20 protein-coding genes are annotated in these 22204 nt (G+C 61.9%); 12 read left to right on the forward strand and 8 right to left on the reverse strand.

Annotated elements, in window-relative coordinates; all coding sequences use genetic code 11:
• Positions 1-10: 10 nt before the first annotated feature.
• Positions 11-559 carry a class I SAM-dependent methyltransferase gene (locus GY33_RS0100780; RefSeq protein ID WP_031385505.1) on the reverse strand — a complete coding sequence of 183 codons (549 nt, stop codon included), beginning with the start codon at positions 557-559 and terminating at the stop codon, positions 11-13.
• 238 nt (positions 560-797) lie between these two features.
• On the opposite strand from GY33_RS0100780, the gene GY33_RS0100785 reads away from it, so the two are divergent.
• Genes GY33_RS0100785 through GY33_RS18850 form a run of 3 tightly spaced genes read left to right on the forward strand, consistent with a single transcriptional unit; the run spans position 798 to position 2102 of the window.
• Positions 798-1214: an Hsp20/alpha crystallin family protein gene (locus GY33_RS0100785; protein ID WP_031385506.1), complete on the forward strand. Its 417-nt coding sequence runs from the start codon at positions 798-800 to the stop codon at positions 1212-1214.
• Between the two features lie 16 nt (positions 1215-1230).
• Positions 1231-1599, forward strand: coding sequence for an Hsp20/alpha crystallin family protein (locus GY33_RS0100790; RefSeq protein ID WP_031385507.1), 369 nt, complete (start codon positions 1231-1233; stop codon positions 1597-1599).
• Between the two features lie 50 nt (positions 1600-1649).
• Positions 1650-2102, forward strand: a complete 453-nt coding sequence (locus GY33_RS18850; protein WP_035270944.1) for an Hsp20/alpha crystallin family protein — start codon at positions 1650-1652, stop codon at positions 2100-2102.
• Positions 2103-2307: 205 nt separating this feature from the next.
• Here GY33_RS18850 and GY33_RS0100800 read toward each other — a convergent pair whose 3' ends face one another.
• Genes GY33_RS0100800 through GY33_RS0100810 form a run of 3 tightly spaced genes read right to left on the reverse strand, consistent with a single transcriptional unit; the run spans position 2308 to position 5397 of the window.
• Entirely contained in the window at positions 2308-3312 is a 1005-nt protein-coding gene (locus GY33_RS0100800; protein ID WP_051822151.1) for a carbamate kinase, read from the reverse strand.
• 58 nt (positions 3313-3370) lie between these two features.
• Positions 3371-4663: a molybdopterin molybdotransferase MoeA gene (locus GY33_RS0100805; protein ID WP_031385510.1), complete on the reverse strand. Its 1293-nt coding sequence runs from the start codon at positions 4661-4663 to the stop codon at positions 3371-3373.
• Positions 4660-5397 (reverse strand): molybdopterin-guanine dinucleotide biosynthesis protein MobB, encoded by a 738-nt coding sequence (locus GY33_RS0100810; RefSeq protein WP_031385511.1) that lies wholly within the window; start codon positions 5395-5397, stop codon positions 4660-4662. The genes GY33_RS0100805 and GY33_RS0100810 overlap by 4 nt, the downstream gene beginning before the upstream one ends.
• Before the next feature lie 436 nt (positions 5398-5833).
• Between GY33_RS0100810 and hisS the strand changes: the two genes are divergently transcribed.
• Genes hisS through GY33_RS0100840 form a run of 6 tightly spaced genes read left to right on the forward strand, consistent with a single transcriptional unit; the run spans position 5834 to position 12696 of the window.
• Complete coding sequence (gene hisS / locus GY33_RS0100815; protein WP_031385512.1) at positions 5834-7096, forward strand: histidine--tRNA ligase; 1263 nt, start codon at positions 5834-5836, stop codon at positions 7094-7096.
• A gap of 46 nt (positions 7097-7142) precedes the next feature.
• Complete coding sequence (gene aspS, locus GY33_RS0100820; RefSeq protein ID WP_031385513.1) at positions 7143-8942, forward strand: aspartate--tRNA ligase; 1800 nt, start codon at positions 7143-7145, stop codon at positions 8940-8942.
• A 9-nt stretch (positions 8943-8951) separates the two neighbouring features.
• The gene (gene def / locus GY33_RS0100825; protein ID WP_031385514.1) at positions 8952-9455 is read left to right on the forward strand and encodes a peptide deformylase; all 504 of its coding nucleotides are present in this window, start codon (positions 8952-8954) and stop codon (positions 9453-9455) included.
• 26 nt (positions 9456-9481) lie between these two features.
• Positions 9482-10516, forward strand: a complete 1035-nt coding sequence (gene fmt, locus GY33_RS0100830) for a methionyl-tRNA formyltransferase (protein WP_051822241.1) — start codon at positions 9482-9484, stop codon at positions 10514-10516.
• Positions 10516-11355 carry a DUF116 domain-containing protein gene (locus GY33_RS0100835; protein ID WP_051822152.1) on the forward strand — a complete coding sequence of 280 codons (840 nt, stop codon included), beginning with the start codon at positions 10516-10518 and terminating at the stop codon, positions 11353-11355. Before fmt ends, GY33_RS0100835 begins: the two co-directional genes overlap by 1 nt.
• Before the next feature lie 9 nt (positions 11356-11364).
• Positions 11365-12696: an RsmB/NOP family class I SAM-dependent RNA methyltransferase gene (locus tag GY33_RS0100840; RefSeq protein ID WP_031385517.1), complete on the forward strand. Its 1332-nt coding sequence runs from the start codon at positions 11365-11367 to the stop codon at positions 12694-12696.
• A 52-nt stretch (positions 12697-12748) separates the two neighbouring features.
• On the opposite strand, the gene GY33_RS0100845 is transcribed toward GY33_RS0100840, so the two are convergent.
• Complete coding sequence (locus GY33_RS0100845) at positions 12749-14713, reverse strand: ABC-F family ATP-binding cassette domain-containing protein (protein ID WP_031385518.1); 1965 nt, start codon at positions 14711-14713, stop codon at positions 12749-12751.
• 296 nt (positions 14714-15009) lie between these two features.
• On the opposite strand from GY33_RS0100845, the gene GY33_RS0100850 reads away from it, so the two are divergent.
• Positions 15010-15534 (forward strand): type 1 glutamine amidotransferase domain-containing protein, encoded by a 525-nt coding sequence (locus tag GY33_RS0100850; protein ID WP_031385519.1) that lies wholly within the window; start codon positions 15010-15012, stop codon positions 15532-15534.
• A 285-nt stretch (positions 15535-15819) separates the two neighbouring features.
• Here the strand turns inward: GY33_RS0100850 and GY33_RS0100860 are convergent, their stop codons facing one another.
• Both GY33_RS0100860 and GY33_RS0100865 read right to left on the reverse strand, forming a co-directional pair.
• Positions 15820-17172 carry a dihydrolipoyl dehydrogenase family protein gene (locus GY33_RS0100860; protein ID WP_031385520.1) on the reverse strand — a complete coding sequence of 451 codons (1353 nt, stop codon included), beginning with the start codon at positions 17170-17172 and terminating at the stop codon, positions 15820-15822.
• A 28-nt stretch (positions 17173-17200) separates the two neighbouring features.
• Positions 17201-17518: a carboxymuconolactone decarboxylase family protein gene (locus tag GY33_RS0100865; RefSeq protein WP_031385521.1), complete on the reverse strand. Its 318-nt coding sequence runs from the start codon at positions 17516-17518 to the stop codon at positions 17201-17203.
• 205 nt (positions 17519-17723) lie between these two features.
• Here GY33_RS0100865 and GY33_RS0100870 point away from each other — a divergent pair, with 205 nt between their 5' ends.
• Both GY33_RS0100870 and GY33_RS0100875 read left to right on the forward strand, forming a co-directional pair.
• Positions 17724-18809, forward strand: a complete 1086-nt coding sequence (locus GY33_RS0100870) for an FAD-dependent oxidoreductase (RefSeq protein WP_035270950.1) — start codon at positions 17724-17726, stop codon at positions 18807-18809.
• Complete coding sequence (locus GY33_RS0100875) at positions 18802-19386, forward strand: 4Fe-4S dicluster domain-containing protein (protein WP_084184703.1); 585 nt, start codon at positions 18802-18804, stop codon at positions 19384-19386. The genes GY33_RS0100870 and GY33_RS0100875 overlap by 8 nt, the downstream gene beginning before the upstream one ends.
• Before the next feature lie 162 nt (positions 19387-19548).
• On the opposite strand, the gene GY33_RS0100880 is transcribed toward GY33_RS0100875, so the two are convergent.
• Positions 19549-21981 (reverse strand): sensor domain-containing protein, encoded by a 2433-nt coding sequence (locus tag GY33_RS0100880; RefSeq protein ID WP_235185424.1) that lies wholly within the window; start codon positions 21979-21981, stop codon positions 19549-19551.
• Positions 21982-22204 lie beyond the last annotated feature (223 nt).

Consider the following 22204-nt stretch of genomic DNA (forward strand, 5'->3'; position numbering starts at 1 on the left):
CAAACCAGCTTCAATCGCTCGGTTTACGGGCCACGATTCGGGCCATGGCCCGGTCCGGGTCGGTGAGGACGCCCTCGAACCGATGCAGCACCTCCCAGTCCCTGAACCACTCCCCCAATTCTCCCGGCTTGAGCAGATGATCCGGGTTGCGTGGGGGGCCGAATTGGGGCTGGCCCACGGTGAAGGTCTCGTAGATCACATATCCGCCAGGGCGCACGGCCCGACGGATTTCCGGGATCAACGGCCTGTGCAGGTAGCGGAAGACCAGCACCGCGCCGAACGTGTTTTCCGGCAACGGAGCTCTGTCCGCTGTCTCCAGGTCCGTCCACCACAACCTGATCCGCACCCCCTGGGCCCCGGCCTCCCTCCGCGCCCGCCGCAGGGCGGGCCGGGACCGGTCGCAGCAAATCACCTCCAGGCCGTGTCGGGCCGCGAATATCCCATTATGCCCATCTCCGCAGGCCTGATCCAGAACCGGCCCGGGGATATGATTCGGATCAAGCAGCCGCGCCCAGGACTGAAGCAGCTCGGATGGCCGGCTTTGCTGTTCATGACTCATCGCACCTCCCTTTCTTCAACTCGTCGTTTTCCTGCATCGCGCTCAACCGCGAAATGTGTCGGATGTACCGGGCACTTCACCACGGAGCAACGAAGGACATACAACCATCTGCAAAATAACAAAATAATTTGATATTTTTGACAAATAATTTTTCTCGTCATTATCTTGACAGCCTCTTTCCCGTGTTTAGTTAGAGGACCGTAAGGCAACACTCATCTTGTATAAGGAGGTATATAGCATGGTTATCGACACGAGTCCCTTCTACGGCGGCATGGACAATTTCGACAGGGTCTTCAACGAGCTGTGGGGCCCTCTGAACATCAGTCAACGCAGGGTCGCCTACCCTCCGCTGAACATCAGCGAGGACGCGGACGCTCTGTATGTACGCTGCGAAATTCCCGGGGTCAGCGTGGAGGACATCGACCTGACCTTTACGGATTCGACCCTGGTGATCAAGGGCGAGCGGAAGATCGAAAAAGGCAAGTACTTCCGTCAGGAACGCCCCACGGGAAATTTTCAGCGGGTGGTGAACATCAACGCCCCTGTGGACGTGGACAAGGTCAAGGCCGTGGCCAAGAACGGTCTGTTGGAAATCCGGCTGCCCAAGTCCGAGGACACCAAGCCCCGTAAGATTTCCATCGACATCATGAATTAGTCACAGGAGGAGAACCATGAGCAAAGATATCGCCCAAACAGAGGCCAAGGGATTGCCGAGGATGAAGCCGGCCACCGACATCCTGGAAACCGGCGACGGATTCTTCATCTATGTGGATATGCCCGGGGTGCGCAAGGAGGATCTGGTCATCGACCTCTCGGACGACGAACTGCGCATCGGCGGCAAGTCCGCCTACCATGGAGTAGCCAACGAGAACCGGATTCACGTGGAATTCGGCAATGTGGAATACACCCGGGCCTTCACCCTGTCGCACATCGTGGACCGAGAAAAGATCAAGGCAACCCTGAAGAACGGCGTTCTGGAGCTGCATCTGCCCAAGGCGGAGAAAGCCCTGCCCCGCAAGATTCAGGTGGAGCTGGAATAACCTTGAACCAAAGCAAACGACGCTGATGATCGCATGAGGAGGTGTTTTCCATGTTGAATCGCTTCTTTCCCGTGTTGCGACCCAAAGGCAATGTCGAGAGTACGCGACAACCGGATTTGTTCAGCATGATGGAGCCGTTTTTCTCGTCTCCGTTTCCAGCCAGGGAATCATTTGGAAAAATGATGCCCGCGGTGGACGTATCCGAAACCGAACAGGCCGTGCTGGTGAATGCCGAACTGCCGGGCTTGGGGGCTGAGGACGTGGAACTGCACGTTGAAAACAACTATCTGGTTCTGCGCGGCGAGAAGAAAGAGGAACGAGAGGAGAAAAAGAAAAATGCCGTGCATCGCGAATGCTCCTACGGCAGATTCAGCCGCTCCATCCCCTTGCCGACGGAAGTCCAGTCCGACAAGGTCACGGCCAAATTCAAGAACGGGGTGCTGAAGGTCACTCTGCCCAAAAGCGAAAAGGCCCGGACCAAGCGCATTTCCATCGAAAGCTGAACCGCTTTCCGCCCCTTTCAATCAACCAAAAAGCCCTCGCCGGGATTCCCCGGCGAGGGCTTTTTCTTTCGGCGCATCTTGAAAAATTACCGTAGGGGCAGGCCTCGCGCCTGCCCTAGTTCTACGCAATTGCATGAAATGCCAGCCAGCATGCTCTGCTGCTCCGCGTTGTCACGCCCATCCAAGGCGGCCGCCAGGGCCGCCCCTACGACGATTGTCCGACCGAAAGCCGAGTCGGCCGATATGGGAAAATGCGCGTTCCGCCGCCGGACTCCAGGGCGTTCCTCAGGTTCTCCGGGCTGGTAATAACCACCTCCTTGCCTCCCTTGGCGAGAAAGTCGATGGCCGCCGCGATCTTCGGCCCCATGCTTCCGGGAGGGAAATGCCCCTGGGCCAGGTAGGTCCGCATCTCCTCCACCGTAACGTCGTCCAGGTCCATTTGATCCGGAGCCCCGTAGTTCAGGCTGACTTTGGGTACGGCAGTGGAAACCACCAGCAGGTCCGCGCCCAGGGCCGTGGCCAGCAGGCCGGTGGCCAAATCCTTGTCGATGACTGCGGCCACTCCACGCAGCTCTCCGTCCTCGCCGCGAACCACAGGCACGCCTCCACCGCCCACGGCCACCACGTTGAAACCTTGCTCCAGCAAGGAGCGGATCACGGGCAGTTCAACGATCTCCAGCGGCCTGGGGCTGGGCACGACCCGCCGCCATCCCCGGCCCCGGTCCGGCTTGAGCACCCAGTGCGGATACTCCTCGCGCAAAACGGGCAGGTCCGCCTCTTGAAAAACCTCGCCCACGAACTTGTCCGGGTCGGCGAAGGCCGGGTCGTCCACGTCCACCAAAACCTGGGTGACCACGCTCACGGCCATGCCGCGGTTGGTCGCACCCAGGCCGCGACGGCGCAACTCGTTGGACAGGGCCTGCTGGATCTGCCAGCCGATGGCGCCCTGGGTGTCCGCCACGCAGGAAGGCAGCGGCACGGGATGCATCCCGGCCACCTTCCGGGCGATCTCCGAACGCCGCAGGATAAAGCCCACCTGGGGACCGTTGCCGTGGGTGACGCAGACCTGGTGGCCCGCTTCGATGACGTCGGCGACGTGGCGCACGGTCTCCCGGATGGCCTCGTACTGATCCTCCACCGTGACCTTTTCCTTTTCGCTGATCAGCGAATTGCCGCCCACGGCAATGACGACCAGATTGGAGTTGGGCATGATTTCGATTCTCTTAACTTTTGAACAGGATGAAGGATTGCGAACAGTGTCTCACACCTCAAACCAGCGGCCGAACCAGGACCTCGGTTCCGGCGGTGAACCCTTCCCGGTTCTCCGGAATCTCCATCAGCCCCTGGGCCTGGAGCAGGGTTTTCAGCAGGCCGGATTTGCCCAGGACCGGAGTGGCCGTGAGGCCGCCGTCCGCGACCCGGCTCAGGGCGACCCGGACAAAGTCGGTGCGGCCCTGCCGGGAGGCCACGTTCCGGGACAGGCGGGCCGGAACTGTCTCCAGGGGGCCGAGGTCGAAGGCGTGATCCAGGCCCTGGAGATGGGCCAGGAAGGGCAGGACCAGGACCTGCATCACCACCTGGGCGCTGGCCACCTGGCCGGGCAGGCCGAGAACCGCCTTGAAACCGGAATCCGTTTCCGTCCGGGCCAGAATCGTCGGCTTGCCGGGACTCATGGCCACGCCGTGGGCCAGGATCTCCCCGCCGGGCAGCCGTTCCAGGGCTTCCAGGGAGTGATCCCTGGTTCCCACGGAGCTGCCTCCGGAAACCAGAACCACGTCACACTCCTTCAGCCCCTTTTCCAAAGCCGCGGCCAGGGCTTGCAGGTCGTCCCGGACCAGCCCGAGGCGCACGGCCCTGGCTCCGGCGGCCTGGGTCAGGGCCGCGAGAGTATGTGAATTGACGTCCCGGACCAGCCCGGGCCGCACCGGCTGGTCCACGGCCACCACCTCGTCGCCGGTGGACAGGATGCCTACGGTGACCGGGGCATGGACCCGGACCCGCGAATATCCCAGGGCCGCCAGCAGGCCGATCCTGGCCCCGTCCAGGCGCGTACCGGGCTGAAGCAGCGTCTCTCCGGCCTGGACGTCCTCGCCGCGGAGCATCACGTTGTCCCAGGGGGACAGGGTTTTGTGGACCTCAATGGTCGCGCCGCCCAACCCGCCCACGGAAACCGATGTTCCTTGCCCCCCCATCTCCAGGGTCTGCTCGACCATGACCACGGCGTCCGCGCCCTGGGGCAGACACCCGCCGGTGGTGATCCGGGCGCAGGTTCCCGGTTCCAAGACGACGTCGGACGGGGTCTCGATGGCCACGGTAAGGGCCAGGTCCAGATACGTCGGGTTGGACTCGGAGGCTCCGAAGGTGTCCGCGGCCCGCACCGCGTAACCGTCCACGCAGGAGCGGTGCATCAAGGGCAGATCCTCGGCCGCGACCACGGGCTCGGCCAGGACCATGCCGAAGGCTTCGGCGATTTCCCGTTCCAGGGTCGCGGTGCGGGGAAAAGTCTTCAGGGCCTCGACGAACCGGGAGATGGAAACGACCTGAAAAAATGACTCCTTCATGACGCCCCTCCGGATGCCGGGCCGAGATGAACGTCAATGGCCCCGGGTGCGTAGCCCTTAAGCTGACACAACATGCCACGCAGGGTTGAGGCCATGATCCTGGCCACGAACGGATTCATGCCCAAGGGAACGCCGTTGACGCGCACGGCAAAGGCGTCCTCAACTGCCTTGCAATCCTCGGGAACGGCCCTTCCGGCCACCACGTCCCGGGCCAGCCCCCCGCAGTCCTCTCGCCCGCAAGCCCCGCAATTCAGCGCCGGAAATAAAAAACCGCGCTGCAGCACCAAATCCGCGACCTCCTCCACGGCTGCGCAGACAGGCAGGCCCGTCGTCCTCTCTTGCTCCCAGGCGGCCAGGGCCAGGCCGTCGGCCAAGGCGGCGGGATCGTCCGCGGAACCGGGCTCGGTTCGCGGCAAAATGATCCGGGGCAGGAAGGTCAGCTTCTTGCCGCCTTCCACCAGGAGTATGTCCGCGTCCAGCAGGGACCAGGCGGCCGTCACCGGCATGGCCTGGGGCAGCACGACCATGGTCTGGTCCGGATTGATCCCGGCTACGGGACATCCGGTCCCGGCCAGTTTGTCCGTATCCGTCCCGCCCAGATCAAAAGGATGATGGCTGCTTTTGATGATCCCCACCCGGTGCCCCTGGTCGCGCAAATATTTGGCCACCTGGGTCACCAAGGTTGTTTTGCCGGATTTATGAAAACCGACGAAGCCCATGGCTCGCGTGGTCATGCTGGCGTCTCCTTTGGTTTGTCCCTTTTCTGCTATTCCTTGATGCGCTTGCATTCGTCGAGGATAACAGAAACGATTTCTCGGGCAAAGGAGCCAATGGCTGGCAGATGAGTTCTCAACCCCGCTATCTGAATCGAAATCGAAATCGAAATCGTGATCGAAATCGAATGTCAGTCAAGAAGATGGTCTAACCGAAGTAAGTTACACGGGATTATCCAATTCCGATTTCGATTTCGATTGCGATTGCGATTGCGATTTCCAAGAGAGCGGGTTTGCTCTGCAAGTCGATTGACGCGTTTTTGACAGGCTACCTTGATTGCGCTAAAAAATTCAGTTTCGCTTTTTGAGATGCTGGTGACGGGTTCGGGCAAGGACCGCCCATCACTCCAGGCCCATTGGCCTGCTTTTGTTGTCCCCACCCCTCAAGGAAACACAAATGACCATGATACAAAGCGGCAAAGGATTCGTGGACCTTTTTCCGCCGAAAAGCGATCTGTTCACCTCCATAGAGGCCACGGCCCGGGACGTGTTCGCCGGGTATGGCTGCCGGGAATTGCGTACGCCGATCATCGAGTACACGGAACTCTTCGTGCGGGGCATCGGCGACGAGACAGACGTGGTCCAGAAAGAAATGTACTCCTTTCCGGACCGCAAGGGCCGCTCCATGACGCTGCGGCCCGAGGCCACCGCCGGAGTGCTGCGGGCCTGCATCCAGCACAAGCTGCTGCGCCAGGACGAGGTGCTCAAGTTCTTTACCCTGGGCCCCATGTTCCGCTACGAGCGCCCGCAGATGGGCCGCCAGCGCCAGTTTCATCAGATCAACGTCGAAATACTGGGATCAGCCTCCCACCTCGTGGACGTGGACATGCTGTTCATGCTCCACCGCTTTCTCTCGGAAATCGGCCTGACCGGCCTGGAGTACCAGCTCAACAGCCTGGGCTGCGCCGCCTGCCGACCGACGTTCAGAGCCGCCCTGGAGGACTATCTCCGGGACGTGGACCAGACGGGCCTGTGTGAGGACTGCCGGCGGCGGATGACCACCAATCCCCTGCGCGTGCTGGACTGCAAGGTTCCCGGATGCAAGGCCTTGACCACGGGCGCGCCGGTGATCACGGATCATAACTGCGACTCCTGCCGGGTGCATTTTGACGCCGTGACGGACCTGCTGGGCCGCTCCCGGCTCCAGGTCACGCTCAATCCCCTGCTGGTCCGCGGCCTGGATTACTACCAGCGCACGACCTTCGAAGTGGTCTCCACGAGCATCGGTGCCCAGTCCTCGGTGGCCGGGGGCGGTCGCTACGACGGCTTGGTCAAACAGCTCGGCGGCCCGGACGTGCCGGGCATCGGCTTTGCCTGCGGTCTGGAACGTCTGGCCATGCTGGCCCCCGAGCAGCCGGATCCCGGGGTGGACGTGTACATTGCCGTGCATGCCGAACCCCTTCTGGAAAAAGCCCTGGAGATCGCCCAGGTTCTGCGCGGCCAACGCTTTTCCGTGGAGTTCCCCTACGCCTTCCGCAGCCTGAAAAGCCAGATGCGCTCCGCGAACAAGGCCGGGGCCCGCTTCGCGCTGATGCTTGATCCGGATGGAGCGGCCCAGTGCACCGTAGCGGTCAAGGACATGCGCGACGGTGAACAGTTCGTCCTGTCCGAAGCGGATTTGCCCTCACAATTGCTGAGCCGGATGGCGGGCGGCGCGTAGCCGACAACTTTACTGACACATCATCTTTCGTAAGGATTTTCTTCCCATGACCGAAACCACACCACAGCGCGAATGCGAGGCCCTGGGCGATTGGCGACGCAGCCATCATTGCTCTCAACTGCGGATTGACGACACGGATCGGGAGGTCTGCCTGATGGGCTGGGTCCAGTTTCGCCGGGACCACGGCGGGCTGATCTTCATCGACCTGCGCGACCTGCACGGACGGACCCAGGTTGTATTCAATCCGGAGATCAACGCCGAGGCCCATGCCCGGGCCCACGTGCTGCGCTCCGAGTACGTTCTGGCCATTCAGGGCGTGGTTCGCGCCCGGCCCGAAGGCATGCGCAACCCAGGCCTGCCCACCGGGGACGTGGAAGTGGAGGTTCGTTCCTGGAAGCTGCTCAACAGCGCCAAGACCCCGCCCTTTCCCATTGAGGACCGGGTGGAGGTCACCGAGTCCACCCGCCTGGAGTACCGCTATCTGGATCTGCGCCGTCCCCAGTGCACCCGTAATCTGATTCTGCGGCACAAGGCCACCCAGGCCTTCCGGAGTTTTCTGAACCAGGAAGGCTTCCTGGAACTGGAAACCCCGATCCTGACCAAGAGCACCCCCGAGGGCGCGCGGGACTTCCTGGTCCCCAGCCGCATGAATCCGGGCTCGTTCTACGCCCTGCCCCAGTCGCCGCAGCTCTTCAAGCAGTTGTTCATGGTCGCGGGCATGGACCGCTACTATCAGATTGTACGCTGTTTCCGCGACGAGGACCTGCGGGCCGACCGCCAGCCGGAGTTCACCCAGATCGACCTGGAGCTGTCCTTCGTGGATCAGGCCCAGGTCATGGATCTGGCCGAGCGGATGATTCGCCAGGTGTTCAAAGAGTCCCTGGACATCGACCTGCCCGACCCGTTTCCCCGCCTGACCTACGACCAAGCCATGGGCGCCTACGGGGTGGACAAGCCGGACATCCGCTTCGAACTGCTGCTGCACGACGTCACGGACATCGTCCACGGTTCCCAGTTCAAGCTGTTCGCCTCGGCCAAGCTGGTCAAGGCCCTGGTCCTGCCCGGAGGATCGACCCTGTCCCGCAACGACATCGACCAGTTGACGGAATTCGTGAAGATTTACGGGGCCCAGGGTCTGGCCTGGATCAAGATCAAGGCCGACGAGTGGCAGTCGCCCATCGCCAAGTTCCTCTCTCCCGAAGAACGAGCCGGGCTGACCGCGGCCCTGGGGCTGAAGGAAGGCGACATCGTCTTTTTCCAGGCCGCCTCCCCGGATGTGGTCAACGCGGCTTTGGGCAACCTGCGCCTGGAACTGGCCCAGCGGTTCAACCTGGTGGACGAAGCCAGCTTCCAGCCGGTCTGGATCACGGACTTTCCGCTTCTGGAGCACGACCCGGACGCCCAACGCTGGGTGGCCCGGCACCATCCCTTCACCAGCCCCCAGGACGGCCATGAAGGGCTCCTGGTTGATCGGCCCGGCGAGGCCCTGGCCAAGGCCTACGACCTGTGCCTGAACGGCTACGAGATCGGCGGCGGATCGGTGCGCATCCATTCCGCGACCCTACAGGAACGGATGTTCGCGGCTTTGGGAATCAACGAAGAAGAGGCCCGTGGGCAGTTCGGCTTTCTCCTCAAGGCCCTGGAATTCGGCGCCCCGCCCCATGCCGGGATCGCCTTTGGCCTGGATCGACTGGTGATGCTGATGACCAGATCGGCCTCCATCCGGGACGTGATCGCCTTCCCCAAAACCCAGAAGGCCTCGTGCCTGATGACCCAGGCTCCTTCGCCCGTCTCCAACGTCCAGTTGCGCGAGTTGGGATTGAAGGCCAGGGAAGCGGTAAAGTAGGTTCGGCTGATGATTCGCCCCGTACTGACGTATCCTGACCCGATTCTGGCCAAGACCGCGGCCGAAATCGAGACCGTCACCCCGGAAATTTGCCAACTGGCCGAGGACATGCTGGAGACCATGTACCACAAGGAAGGGCTCGGCCTGGCCGCCCCCCAGGTGGGCGAGTCCTGCCGATTGATCGTGGTGGACACGACCGGCCCGGAAAGGCGCGAGGAGCCGCTGGTTTTCGTCAACCCCCGGATCGTGGAGACCCAGGGCCGGGTGGAATCCAGCGAAGGCTGCCTGAGCGTGATGAACTACCGGAGCAAGGTCCAGCGGGCCGAGCGCGTCCGGTTGCAGGCCCTGAACCTGGAGGGCCAACCCGTTGAGATGGAGGTGGACGGCATGCTGGCCATCTGCCTCCAACACGAACTGGACCACCTGGACGGCGTGCTTTTCATCGACAAGATCAGCCGTCTGAAACGCTCGCTCTACGAGCAGAAGTTGAAAAAATGGCTCAAGAAACGCTGACGCCCCTCACCATTCCATCCTCCGTGATGGCACCCGATTCCGACGACCCATTGCGGGTGGTGTATTTCGGCACCCCGCCCTTTGCCGCCCGAATATTGAACGACTTGAGCACGGATCAACAACTCCGCATTCTGGCCGTGGTCACCCAGCCGGACCGTCCCTGCGGCCGGGGCCGGGCCTGCAAACCGTCAGCGGTCAAGGAGCTGGCCCTGACCAAGGGTTATCCGGTGATCCAACCGGAGACGCTCAAGTATCCGGCCATGGTCGCCGAATTGGAAGCCTTTCAGGCGGACTTCTTCATCGTCGCGGCCTACGGGCTGATTTTTCCCGAAACGGTGCTGGGTCTGCCCAAACACGGCTGCCTGAACGTGCACGCCTCCCTGCTGCCGCGCTATCGGGGTGCCTCGCCCATCCAGGCCGCGCTGCTGGCCGGAGACCCGGTCACCGGGATCACCATCATGCGCATGGCCAAAGGCATGGATACCGGGCCGATCCTCCTGCAGCGGGCCATGGGCGTGGACATCAACGACACGGCTCAGACCCTGCATGACACTTTGGCCGCCCAAGGCGGCAGGCTGCTGCTGGAAACCCTGAACCGGCACCGGGCCGGCACGCTGATCGCCGTGGAGCAGGATCACTCCCTGGCCACGTATGCACCCCGACTGACCAAGAACATGGGGCTGATCGACTGGGACCAACCGGCCCGAACCGTGCATAACCACATCCGGGCCATGCACCCCTGGCCAGGAGCCTACTTTTTTTTGCCTGGGGAAAACCAGACCAAACGCAAGGTCGCCGTACATCCCGGCCAGATTGGCGAGCCGCTTGAGGGCGACAAGCCTGCTCCCGGCTCGTTCATCGGCATGCAGGACGACATGCTGACCATCGCCTGCCGGGACAAGGCCTATCTGGTCCGCCATTTCCATCCGTCCGACGCCAAGCGCATGGACGCTCAGGCTTTTCGCTGCGGCTATCTGCGCCAATTCCGTCCGGGTGACAACCTTTGCCTGGGGCCGGACGAGCCGGACGGGTCGGACGGGCCCCCACCCGAGGAATCCTGATGCCCCTGAAGCCGCTTGAGCCGCCCCAAAAGCAGGATCGGAAGCAGGAGCTGGACCCGGAATTCCTGGAAACGGTCTCCAATCCCGGAAAGCGGCTGTTCATCGGCCTGATACTGGCCACGTCGTTCCTGCTTTGTCTGATCCTGGCCTTCTTGTGGTTGATCCCCTTCATCGGCCTGCAAAACATCCATCCTTTCGCATCAGGTCTGCTGGCCGTCGCCCTGCTGGCCCTGGGGGCCATGATCCTCTGGTCCTCCATAGGAATGGTCCTGAACATTCTTTTGGGCCGCAGCTTTCCTCTCAGTTCGCGGTTTCGAGGGATCACCATCAAGCTCTTTCTGCCCCTGATGACCCTTCTGGGACGGCTGTTCAACATTCCCAGGGACGACATCCGACTGTCCTTCATCAAGGTGAACAACGAGTTGGTGACCTCGGAACGAGGCCGGTTCCAGCCTCACGAAATACTGCTTCTGCTGCCCCACTGCCTGCAAAATTCCCGCTGCCCCCGACGCTTGACCTACGACATCAACCACTGCAAACGTTGTGGAGAATGCCCCTTGGACGGACTGATCGGCCTGGCGGAGACCTACAGCATCCGCATCGCCATCGCCACGGGCGGTACCATCGCCCGGCGGATCGTGGTCCAGAACAAGCCCAAGCTGATCATCGCCGTGGCCTGTGCCCGAGACCTCTCCAGCGGCATCCAGGACACCTACCCCATCCCGGTCTACGGCGTCCTCAACCAACGTCCCTTCGGCCCCTGCCTGGACACCCTGGTAGACCTGCCAAACATCGAAGCCGCCCTGCAACGCTTTTTGGCCGTATCCGCGCGAAGCTGACGCCATAACATGCCCCAACCAACCATCCCCCCGGCCCGCCTCGCGGCCTTGGCCGCCCTGGGCCGGATCATGCGGGGCGAGGACGCGCAGTCTGCCTTGGACGGCCAGATCCGTGAGCGCAAGCTGGACATCCGGGACGCCAACCTGGCGTCGGAGTTATGTTACGGTTATCTGCGCCACAAGGGCAGGCTGGCCTTTTGTCTGGACCGGTTCCTGCGCAAGCCCGGCAATCTGCCGCCCCAGTGCCGGACGGCCCTGGAACTGGCCGGATATGAGGCGCTTTTTCTGGAGCGGATTCCCGAGTTCGCCACCAGATCCTGGCTGACCAACCGGGTGCGCAAGAAGTGGGGGGGCGGCCTGGCCAAGGTCGCTTCGGCCTGGATAACGTGGGTTTTTGAACAGTCCCAGGCCCTGCTTGACCCGGATTTCTATCGCCGGGACGCGCCAGATGAGCGGACTGGCGAGCGGACGTTTCTTTCCCGCTACCATTCCCTGCCGCTTTGGATTGTTGATCTGTGGATTGACGGCTACGGCCTGGACACGGCATCCAGGCTGGCCGAGGCCCAGTCCGCGCCTGCTCCTTTGGGGCTGCGGATCAACCCGCTGCATCCCAGGCGGGAGGCCCTGGTCCGTCAGATTGAGGCCTTTGCCTCGGAACTGGAAATCCTCGACCCCTTCAGCATCGCCTGCTCACGTGAAACAGCCCGCCGCGCGTTTCCGGACCTGACCGAGGACATCCAAAACGGGGCCATCTCCCGGCAAAGCCTGGAAGCGCAACGGATTTTGCATGCCTTTGGCGCGGGCTCCTGGCCTGAGCCGGTCTGGGACGCCTGCGCGGGAAGAGGCGGGAAGGCCGCGTATCTTCTGGAACGGGGCCAATGCCAAGTATGGGCGAGCGATCCCAACGCGGTCCGCCTGCGCGGCCTCGTCCAGGAACTCCGCCGCCTGGGCCTGCCCCCCATCCCCGTGGTCCTGGCCCGGGCCGACGCACCTTCGCCCTGGAAGGAGCACCCCCGAACCATCCTGCTGGACGCGCCCTGCTCCGGTCTCGGCGTGCTGGCCCGACGCCCGGACAGCAAGTGGAAACGCACCCCCAAGGACATCCCGCCCCTGATCGCCCTCCAGGACCGCATCCTCCAGCAAGCGGCCGCGAGTCTGCCCCCTGGCGGACGCATCATCTACATCACCTGCACGCTTAATCCAACGGAAAATCAGGAAAGAATCGACCACTTTCTCGCCGGTCGCCGCGACTTCACGCTGACGAGCCAATACGCCACCCCGCCGGATTCGCCGGACAGGGAGTTTTTCTGGGGAGCAGTGTTGGAGAGAATGAGCAAATGAATCGGCGCGGCGCGGGGTTAAAGCAACTTGACGGAATACCTGACGGAATCATTCAAGATTCCGTCACAATCCCTTCCACTTCCCCGATCTCGCCTTCCAGCTCTTCCAGCCGGAGCATCAGGCGTTCGGCCTGTTGCTCCACTTCGTGATATTCCTTGCTCAAGCGGGTAAATTCGTCGCTCCGGGCGTAAGTTTCCGGATCGACCAGAATTTGCTCCAGGTCGCTCTGGCGGGTCAAGACCGTTTCCAGTTCGGACTCGACCCGGGCGTATTCGGCTTTCAACGGCTTGAGCTTGCGGGAAAGCGCGTTGCGGCGCTCAGCCTCGGCCCGGCGGCGTTCCTTTTCATCCTGGCGTGAGACCTTGCCGACCTGGGTCGGCTTTTCTACGACGCACTCGGAGAGGGTCGCGCGGCGATGCTCCTCGTACTCTTCGTACCCGCGAGAAAACACGTGCAGCCCCTCCGGCCCCACGGCCCAGACCTCTTGAGCCGCCTCGGCCAGCAGACGGCGGTCGTGGGCCACGAAGATCAGGGTCCCGGTGTATTCCTCCAGGGCGCGAATCAAGGCTTCCCGGCTTTCCAGATCCAGGTGGTTGGTGGGCTCGTCCAGGACCAGGAAGTTGGCCCGGGCCGCGAACAGGGAGGCAAGCAGCAGGCGACTCTTCTCTCCGCCGCTGAGGCTGGACACCGGGCGTTCCCAATATTCCTCGCCCAGCAGAAACAACCCGAGAATGGAGCAGACCTCGTAATGGCTGGCCTTGGGACCGGCCAGACGACGCATTTCGGACAGGACCGAGGTTTTCGGATTGAGGATTTCAGTCTGGTGCTGGCTGAAATAGCCCATGACCGTATTCGGGCCGACCTTGATCCGCCCCGCTTTGGGCACCAGATCCCCGCTGATCAGCTTGAGCAGCGTGGTTTTGCCCGCGCCGTTGGGGCCGACCAGGGCCACCTTCTGTCCCCGGTAGAGTTGAAAGGTCAGCGGCGGCCAGAGCGGTCGACCGTCGTCAAAGGCGAAACCGAGATCCGCGGCGGCCAAAACCGTCTGATCCCCTCGGCTGGGTTCCGGCAGGGAGAAGGACAGGGTCTTGGCCCGGACTTCCGGGCGTTGGCCGCGCAGTTCTTCCAACTCCTTCTGCAGCTTGTCCGTGCTCTTCAACTTGCTCTGGGCCTGCCGGGCTTTACTGGCCTTAAACCGGAAACGGTCGATAAACACGGCCTGGTGACGAATCTTGTCATCAATGGCCGCGGCCTGGCGCTCCCACTGCTGCTCCATTTCCTCCCGCCAAGCCAGGAATTCGGAAAACGTGCCGGGACGGAGAATCGGCTTGGCTTCGCCCAAATACAGGGTCTGGGTGGCCACCTTGTCCAGAAAGACCCGGTCGTGGGCCACGAAGATCAGGACGCCGTCAAACCCGAGCAGATACTCCTCCAGCCAGGTCACGGCCTCCAGATCCAGGTGGTTGGTGGGCTCGTCCAGAAGCAGCACGTCCGCCCCGGCGGTGAGCACCCGAGCCAGCTTGGCCCGCTCCCGCCAGCCGCCGCTCAGAGCTTGCAGGGGCTTGCCCAGGTCGGCCTCGGCGAAACCCAGGCCGCACAGGATGGTCTTGGCCCGGTGTTCCGGACTGTAGCCGAGTTGGTGCTCCAACACGGTCTGCTCCTCGGCCAGAATATTCAAGGCCGCTTCATCCCGGCGCTGAACAGCCTCTTCCCAGCGATGCCAAAATCTGGCCCAGGACGGCAAGGCGTCCATGACCCAGGGCAACAGCCCGCGCTCCAGGTCGCCCGCGTCCAGTTCCTGGGCCACGTACCCCAGACGCGCCCCGGTGGAAAAAATAACCCGCCCACTGTCGGGATTGGATTCTCCGGCCAGAATGCGCAGCAAGGTGGATTTGCCCGCGCCGTTGGCGCCGACCACCGCCAGGCGGGTTCCGCCGACGATTTCCAGATTGAAATCCTTGAAAATATCTCGACCGCCGTAGGACTTGGTCAGGGCGTGAATAGTGAGTTTGGACATAGTTTGGTAGGGGAGTCAGGAGTCAGGAGTCAGGAGTCAGGAGTCAGGAGTCAGGAGTCAGGAGTCAGGAGTCAGGAGTCAGGAGTCAGGATTGATCAAAAAAAGAAGTAATTGTCAACAGGTAGAGATCTGTACGATCCGTACAAACAAGGTTTCCACATCAACGATCATCAAAATTCGTGAAGAAACAACACGCATTTTGCGACTCGATCTGTTTTGGGATACCTTGGAGGTGTTTTGAAAAAAAGCGTCACGCAACCGCAACCCGCGTTCGCGCGGTGAGACTGGAGGATAATATGGAACTGTCCGGCAAGAAGGTCATGATCATGGTCGCTGAATTGTTTAATGATTACGAGTTCATCTACCCCTACTACCGACTCCTGGAAACAGGGGCTCACGTGGAGGTTGTCGGGGTCAAGGCCGGGGTGGTCTATTCCAGCAAGGTCGGGACCACGGCCAAAAGCACGGCCGCGGCCAAGGACCTGAATCCGGCGGAGTTTGCCGGGCTGGTCATTCCCGGCGGGTACGCCCCGGACTTTATGCGCCGCGATCCGGCCATGGTTTCGCTGGTCCGGGAGTTGACCAACCAGGGCAAGGTCGTGGCAGCTATTTGCCACGCCGGCTGGATGCTGGCCTCGGCCAAGATCCTTCAGGGCCGCACCGTGACCTCGTATTTCGCCATCAAGGACGACCTGGTTCATGCCGGGGCGAATTGGGTGGACCAGGAGGTCGTGGAGGACGGAGGTCTGATCACCAGCCGCACCCCGGACGACCTGCCGGCCTTCATGCGCGCGGTGGTCGCGGCCCTGGCCCGGGGCTGATCGGTTCAAGGCCCCCAAACAAACCGCCCGCTCCCGAAGGTCGCTCAGGACGCCAGGAACGCCAAGGAAAAGATTTTGGAAAGCAGGGGAAAAGCTGCTTTCCAAAAACATTGCCCCCCTTCGGCAAAAACCGGAAATCGCCGTCAGGCCGTGAGCCTTTTGTCTTCCGCATCTTTCCGGCGGAAGGCGAAAATCTCTTCTTGGCGGCCTCCGCGTCCTGAGCGAAGCGGGCGGTTCATTTCTTCAATCTTCAACAGATCCTCCCCCCTCTCCAAGAGATGCTCATCAAATCATGTACTTGATGTCCGAAACATGGGTCGGGTAGGCCCAGAGCAGGCTTTTGAGCTGCGTCCTGGTCAGTTTGAACTTGATGGCCAAGGCAAGGACGTTGATCATCTCCTCGGCGCTGTGGCCAAGCAAGTGCGCGCCCAGGACCGTTCCCGCATCCTTGTTCAGGATGACCTTGTAGGCCGCGTGCTTCTGGCCGATGCGCCGGGAGGTCATCCAGCCCGTGGCGTCGCCGGTGTTCACTGTCAGCTTGAAGCCTTGTTCTTCCGAGGCCCGACGGGCCCGCTCCTCGTTCATGCCCACGGTGGCCAGGGGCGGAACGGAAAACACGACACTGGGGACGGCCGCGTGGTCCGCCTGGGTGGTATTGCCCTGAAGAATGTTAACCGCCGCGGTTTCGGCCTCCATGTCCGCGGTGGTGGCCAGGGCGTAAGGCGTATCCGCGGCGTCGCCCACGGCATACACAGCAGGGTTGGAAACGCTTTGCATGAAGGAGTTCACGCTGACCCCCTTCGGGCTCACGCTGACTCCGGCAACGTCCAGCCCCAGTCCGTCCAGGTCCGGCACCCGCCCGGCGGCAGCCACGACCGCCTGGACACGCAGTGAGGTCGGGCCTGACCCGGCAAGGTCGAGCACGAATTCCCGGCCGTCCTTGCGCACGGCGGAAACTTTGGTTTCGGGTAAAAATTCGATCCCTCGTGCCTTGCCGGCCTCCATAAGCAACGCAACCAAGTCCGGATCGAAGTTGCGCAGAAAACGGTCGCCGCGGTGGATGACCGTCGTGCGCACCCCGGCCAGGGCGCAGATGAAGGCGAATTCAAAACAGACAAATCCGCCGCCAACAAAGGCGATGCTTTCCGGAAGCGCGTCGAGTTCCAGGAAGGCGTCGCTGTCCAGCAGCAGTTCGCCGCCGGGAATATCCAGTTTCCTGGGCACGGCCCCGGCGGCGATGACGACGTGTTCGGCTTCATGCTCCTCTTCTCCGATCCGTAGCCGCCGGGGGCCGGTGAACGTGGCCAGGCCGTGAGCCGTGGCCATCCCGGCATCAAGAAAGCCTCGCTCCGAACCCTGGGGCACGGCATCGGTGAAGTCGCGCTTGAAACGCATCAAGGAGGGCCAATCCAGCCGGCTTTCTCCGGTTACGCCCTGCCCGTGCAGGGCATTGGCCCCATGCACGGCCTGGGTGGCGGCCACCAGTATCTTCTTGGGTTGACAGCCGCGCATGGCGCAGGTTCCTCCGAATGGTCGCTTGTCCACCACCAGGACGCTCTTTCCGGCCTTGCGGCAGGCATGGGCCGCGGTATAACCGGCCGTTCCGGAGCCGACGACGATCACGTCGTACCGTTGCATCTTGCCTCCAGGTTCGGTTTGTGGATTGCTAATCCTCACTCACGTCGTTGACCCAGCTCGTGGCCGTGGCCACGGCCGGGAAGCCGATGGTCGAGGTGAGCACGATCAGGGCGTGGCGTACATCCTCTTCCGTGGCCCCGGCGGACATGGCCCGGCGGGCGTGGCTGTGCACCGCCCCTTCCATACGCAAGGCCGCGGCGGCGGCCATCTGGAGCAGGTTGATGGTCTTCTCATCCAGCGAGCCGGCCTCGCGAACGGCCTTGCCCAGGTTGCCCACCGCGGCCATGAACTCGGGGTGATTCTGCTGCAATTTCTGAAAATTCTTCGGCAATTTGTCCTTGGACATACGCATCTCCTTCGAGGTTGAAATTCCGGTGCAACGGACGACCAACGCTCCTCGTACATGGCACACGCCATGCCACCCGAACCGTTCGCCGCGCAATAACGCCGTCAGCCTTGCAATCTAGCAAAGAAGGAGTAGGTTATCCAGCACCCTCCTTTTCATTTTTAATGAGGCCTGTATCGCTGTTTTCCCCAAAGGATCAACGCCCATGAACACCATGAACTACGCGTTTCTCTGTTCCGCGCCGCCTCCGCCCAACGGGTTGAAGGCGGCTGTGGTCGGATCGGGGCCGGCCGGGTTGTCCGCGGCCGGCTGGCTGGCCTGCGCCGGGTATGAGGTGCATGTCTACGACAAGTTGCCCAAGGCTGGGGGACTGCTGGTCTTCGGCATTCCCGGCTTTCGGATCCCGGCTCGGCGGATTGAGGACGCGGCGGAAAAATTAGCCGAAGAGTATGGCATACGATTCCATTTTTGTACGAAGATCTGCACCCAGGACAAGGTCTGTGAGTCCGGGGATGAATTCGTTCAGGAAATGACCAGCCTGTCCGACCTGCTCCACGAATGCGCGGCCGTGCTGATCTGCACCGGCAGTTGGCGTCCACGGCGGCTGAACATCCCCGGCGAAGACCTAGTCGGGGTCTATACGTCCCTGGAATTTCTCTTTCCATTGCGGGCCTGCAAGATGACCCAATCCTCCACCCAGGCGCCTCTGGTCGCCCCTCCAAAAGTCGAAGGACAACGGGTGGCGGTGATTGGCGCGGGATTGTCCGCTGTGGATGTGGTCCAGAGCTGTCTGCGACTGGGGGCCGAGGAAATCACCCTGCTCTACCGCAAGACGGTGGACGAAGCCCCGGCCGGGCGGATGGAAATCAAACTCCTGCGTCAGCGCGGAGTGCGCTGGGTAGAACAGACCACACCGCTGCGGATTGTCGGCGAGAATCGGGCCCAGCGGCTGGTTTTCACGCAAGGCGAAGAACCGCGGGAACAGGAGCTGGACGTGGACCTGGTAGTGGCGGCCATCGGCGAGGTGCCCACCAATCCCTTTCCCCGCGAACTTCGCCTGGAGGACATTTCCAAGGATGGCAAGGGCTGGTTGCAGATGACCAAGTTCGATGGCGTTTTCGTTGCCGGCGACGTGCTCACTGGGCCGTCCAAAATCGGTCGGGCCATTCTCAGCGGCCTGAAGGCCGCGGAATCCCTGGACGGCTGGATCAAGGCCCACCCGTTAGATTCAGGAGGCACGAGGGGGGATGAAGAAGACAAGGCATCCCAGAAGGAGGCGGGCGATGTCTAAGTCCAAGAAAACCCTGTACATTGACTACAACCTGTGCATCGGCTGCGAAAGCTGCGAGGCTGTCTGCGGATATCTGTACGGCCAGCCCCGAATTCACATGACCCGGACCAGCGACGGGATCACCGTGCCCATCAGCTGCCACCACTGCGCCAACCCGGCCTGCCTCAAAGCCTGCAACGTGAATGCCTTTTACCAGGACGACGAAGGCGCGGTCATCCTCCAGCCCAAGACCTGCGTGGGTTGCATGGTCTGCCTCTCGGTCTGTCCCTTTGCCGCCATTTCCCATTCCCGCACCGGCCCCAATCCGGTGGCCAAGTGCGATCTCTGCGCCGAACGCCGGGCCAAGGGCATGACTCCGGCCTGCGTGGAAATTTGCCCCTGCGGGGCCATCCTCTTCGGCTCCCCGGAAGATATCGAGTCCGAACTCCGCCAGCGTGTGGCCGAGGGCATCGTCCAGTCCCACATGCACCCGGAACGTTTCGGCACCCAGGTCGGCCTGCGGGCCATGAAGAAGTCCGTCAGCGTGGAAGGTTATGCGGCAGGCACGGCGGAAAGGGAGGAAGATCAGGGCAGTTGAAGGCTCTTGGCTGATACCCCGCCGAAGCAATGCTCGAAATCGCGATCGAAATCGAAATCGGTATCCCCGTCATTCAATGACGGACTTATGTTCTCGATTTCGATCGCGATTTCGATTTCGGCTCCGTGGGAGAAGCACGTTCTCGTACGGATTGGTTGTCGGCTATTTCCCCGTACGCCCGGAACACCGCAAAATATACTCCGCGGCCCCTTCAGCGTCCAACGGGCGGGAAAACATGAAGCCCTGGGCGTTGTCGCAGCGGAGGTCGCGCAGGGAGGTCAACTGCTCTTCCCGCTCCACGCCCTCGGCCACGACCGAGATCCCCAGGGCCCGAGCCAGGGAAATGATGGAGTTGACGATGTGCAGGTTGCCTTCGGCCTGCTCGGTGCCGCTGATGAAGGAGCGGTCGATTTTCAGGTGGTCGATGGGCAACTGCTGGAGGTAGCTCAAAGAGGAATAGCCGGTGCCGAAATCATCGATAGCGATCCGCACCCCCAGATCCTTGAGCCGTTGCAGCTCCCGGGCCGTGTGGGCCGGATCATGCATCAGCACGGATTCGGTGATCTCCAGCTTCAGGACTTCCGGGTTCAGGTCCAAATCCCGGAGCACCCCGGCCACGTACTCCACGATATTGTCCCGCAAGAATTGCAGGCAGGAAACGTTCACGCTCATGGACAGCTCCGCCCCGCCGGGCAGTTCGTCACGCCATGAAGCCAACTGACGGCAGGCTTCCTGGATCACGAACCGGCCCAAGGGCAGAATCAACCCGGTTTCTTCAGCCAGAGGGATGAACCTGGATGGCGGTACCTGCCCCATGCTCGGATGGTTCCAGCGGACCAGGGCTTCGAAGCCTTCCAGTCCACCGCCGTCCACGCGGACGATGGGCTGGTAATGCACGTTCAGGCCGCCCTTTTCCACGGCCAGACGCAGTTCACTTTCCAGGTTCATGGATTCCTGAAGCTCCAGGCGCATGGAGCGGTCGAAAAGCATATTGCCGCAGCGCAGTTCCTTGGCCCGGTACATGGCGATGTCCGCGTCGCGCAGGATGTCCTCGGCTTGGGCGTACTCCCCGGAGTGCATGACCACCCCGATGCTGGCCTCGGGCCGGACTTCCCCGGCGGGCAGCACCAGGGGCTGATGCAGGGTTTCCTCGATCCGCCGGACAATGGTCAGGGCTTCATCCTCCGAAGCCAGTTCCTCCAAAATCAGCGCGAACTCGTCCCCGCCCAGCCGGGCCACGGTGTCCATGGACCGGACGCATCCGGACAGCCGGCGGCCGACTTCGATCAACAGGTCGTCCCCGGCCTGATGGCCCAGGGTGTCGTTGACCGTCTTGAACTTGTCCAGGTCCACCATGATCACAGCATAATGATAATCCGTGCGCCGCTTGCCCCGCTCCACGGCCCGGGCCAGTCGCTCGGCGAACAGGCTGCGATTGGGCAGGCCGGTCAACCCGTCGTGAAAAGCCTGATGGGTGATCTGCTCCTCAAAGGCCTTGCGCTCGGAAATGTCTTGATAAATAAAGACCACGCCCTGAATGGCCCCGCGGACCATCAACGGGAAACCTATCATGGACACCGGGATCAGCCGACCGTCCTTGTGGCGGCGATGGGTCTCGGCCTGCATGGAGTTGCCCGAAACCACGGCGGCGCGGAAGGTTTCCGTGTCGGCCATCAATTCCTCGGGCACGATGAAGCCGCGGATGGAAAAACCACGAATGTCCTCGGCCCGGAACCCGAAAAGCTGTTCAAAGGCCTGGTTGGCGTTGATCACGTTGCGGTCCATGTCCGTGAGCACGATGGCCTGGGGCGAGTTGGCGAACAACTGGGTGAACAGCTCCCGCTGGGTCTCCAGGGCCTCTTCGGCCAGCTTGCGCCGGGTGATGTCCACCACGGTCCCCTCGAAATAGGCGATATTTCCACGATCATCGTACACAGCCCGCGCATTCTCCGAAATCCAGATCCGGGTGCCGTCCTTTTTGTAAATTTCGGAAACAAAATCCCAGACCTCGTGGTCTTGGTCCATGATCCGCACGAACTCGTCCCGACGCAGAGGATCAACGTACAGTTGCGTCTTGATGTCCCGGAAGGCCCGGATCATCTCCTGGGGCGAGGCGAAGCCGTAAATCCGGGCCAGAGACGGGTTGACGTCCAGATAGCGTCCGTCCGGCGTGGTCTGGAAAATGCCCTCCACGGCATTGACGAAAATGGAACGGTACTTGGTTTCCGCGTCCTGGAGCATCCGTTCGGCTTGTTTGCGGTCGGAGATATCCACGAAGATGCACCAGGAAAACCGGCGGCCATCGACCATGGCAATGGAAAACTGGGAAGCGCAGGTTTCCACGGTCCGGCCATTGACGGCCCGCCAACAGACCTCGACTCCCTGAAAGGCCGCGTCGCCGCTCCAGACGCGCTCGGCCTGCTCCTCAAACCCCGGGCACGGTCGCAACAGATCCCGTAACCACCGTTTCTCGCTCCCAGCACCACGCGACCCAAGCGGCCCGAACATTCGCTCAAAAGCGGCGTTGCAAGCCACCACTCGGCCCTCCAGATCGCGCAGAGCCACGGCATTGGGAGACCCGGCGAAAAGCTGCACAAAGGCCTCACCGCCCTCTGGACCCGAAAAGCTGGAGGCAGTAACGGAAAACGGAATGGAAGCATCGGTGAAATCGCTTTCGGAAACCCGAGCACAACCGGTACCAGGAACAAGGTCAATGAATGGATTTGTGAGATTCATGAACATGATGTTACAATTTTGTTGGAGTAATAAGTGAAAAAAATAACTCACCGGAGCGCCGCCAGAATCGCGAAAACCGTTT

It is taken from the genome of Desulfonatronum thiodismutans, from assembly GCF_000717475.1.
Taxonomy (GTDB): Bacteria; Desulfobacterota; Desulfovibrionia; order Desulfovibrionales; family Desulfonatronaceae; genus Desulfonatronum; species Desulfonatronum thiodismutans.

Excerpts from the sequence above, each read along its gene's own strand:
- GY33_RS0100875 (WP_084184703.1), top strand. The coding sequence starts at position 18,802 with ATGTCTAAGTCCAAGAAAACCCTGTACATTGACTACAACCTGTGCATC.
- GY33_RS0100805 (WP_031385510.1), bottom strand. The coding sequence starts at position 4,663 with ATGAAGGAGTCATTTTTTCAGGTCGTTTCCATCTCCCGGTTCGTCGAG.
- GY33_RS0100865 (WP_031385521.1), bottom strand. The coding sequence starts at position 17,518 with ATGTCCAAGGACAAATTGCCGAAGAATTTTCAGAAATTGCAGCAGAAT.
- GY33_RS0100800 (WP_051822151.1), bottom strand. The coding sequence starts at position 3,312 with ATGCCCAACTCCAATCTGGTCGTCATTGCCGTGGGCGGCAATTCGCTG.
- def (WP_031385514.1), top strand. The coding sequence starts at position 8,952 with ATGATTCGCCCCGTACTGACGTATCCTGACCCGATTCTGGCCAAGACC.
- GY33_RS0100785 (WP_031385506.1), top strand. The coding sequence starts at position 798 with ATGGTTATCGACACGAGTCCCTTCTACGGCGGCATGGACAATTTCGAC.
- hisS (WP_031385512.1), top strand. The coding sequence starts at position 5,834 with ATGACCATGATACAAAGCGGCAAAGGATTCGTGGACCTTTTTCCGCCG.
- GY33_RS0100810 (WP_031385511.1), bottom strand. The coding sequence starts at position 5,397 with ATGACCACGCGAGCCATGGGCTTCGTCGGTTTTCATAAATCCGGCAAA.
- GY33_RS0100840 (WP_031385517.1), top strand. The coding sequence starts at position 11,365 with ATGCCCCAACCAACCATCCCCCCGGCCCGCCTCGCGGCCTTGGCCGCC.
- GY33_RS0100860 (WP_031385520.1), bottom strand. The coding sequence starts at position 17,172 with ATGCAACGGTACGACGTGATCGTCGTCGGCTCCGGAACGGCCGGTTAT.
- GY33_RS0100835 (WP_051822152.1), top strand. The coding sequence starts at position 10,516 with ATGCCCCTGAAGCCGCTTGAGCCGCCCCAAAAGCAGGATCGGAAGCAG.
- GY33_RS0100845 (WP_031385518.1), bottom strand. The coding sequence starts at position 14,713 with ATGTCCAAACTCACTATTCACGCCCTGACCAAGTCCTACGGCGGTCGA.
- GY33_RS18850 (WP_035270944.1), top strand. The coding sequence starts at position 1,650 with ATGTTGAATCGCTTCTTTCCCGTGTTGCGACCCAAAGGCAATGTCGAG.
- GY33_RS0100870 (WP_035270950.1), top strand. The coding sequence starts at position 17,724 with ATGAACACCATGAACTACGCGTTTCTCTGTTCCGCGCCGCCTCCGCCC.
- GY33_RS0100790 (WP_031385507.1), top strand. The coding sequence starts at position 1,231 with ATGAGCAAAGATATCGCCCAAACAGAGGCCAAGGGATTGCCGAGGATG.
- aspS (WP_031385513.1), top strand. The coding sequence starts at position 7,143 with ATGACCGAAACCACACCACAGCGCGAATGCGAGGCCCTGGGCGATTGG.
- GY33_RS0100850 (WP_031385519.1), top strand. The coding sequence starts at position 15,010 with ATGGAACTGTCCGGCAAGAAGGTCATGATCATGGTCGCTGAATTGTTT.
- fmt (WP_051822241.1), top strand. The coding sequence starts at position 9,482 with ATGGCACCCGATTCCGACGACCCATTGCGGGTGGTGTATTTCGGCACC.
- GY33_RS0100780 (WP_031385505.1), bottom strand. The coding sequence starts at position 559 with ATGAGTCATGAACAGCAAAGCCGGCCATCCGAGCTGCTTCAGTCCTGG.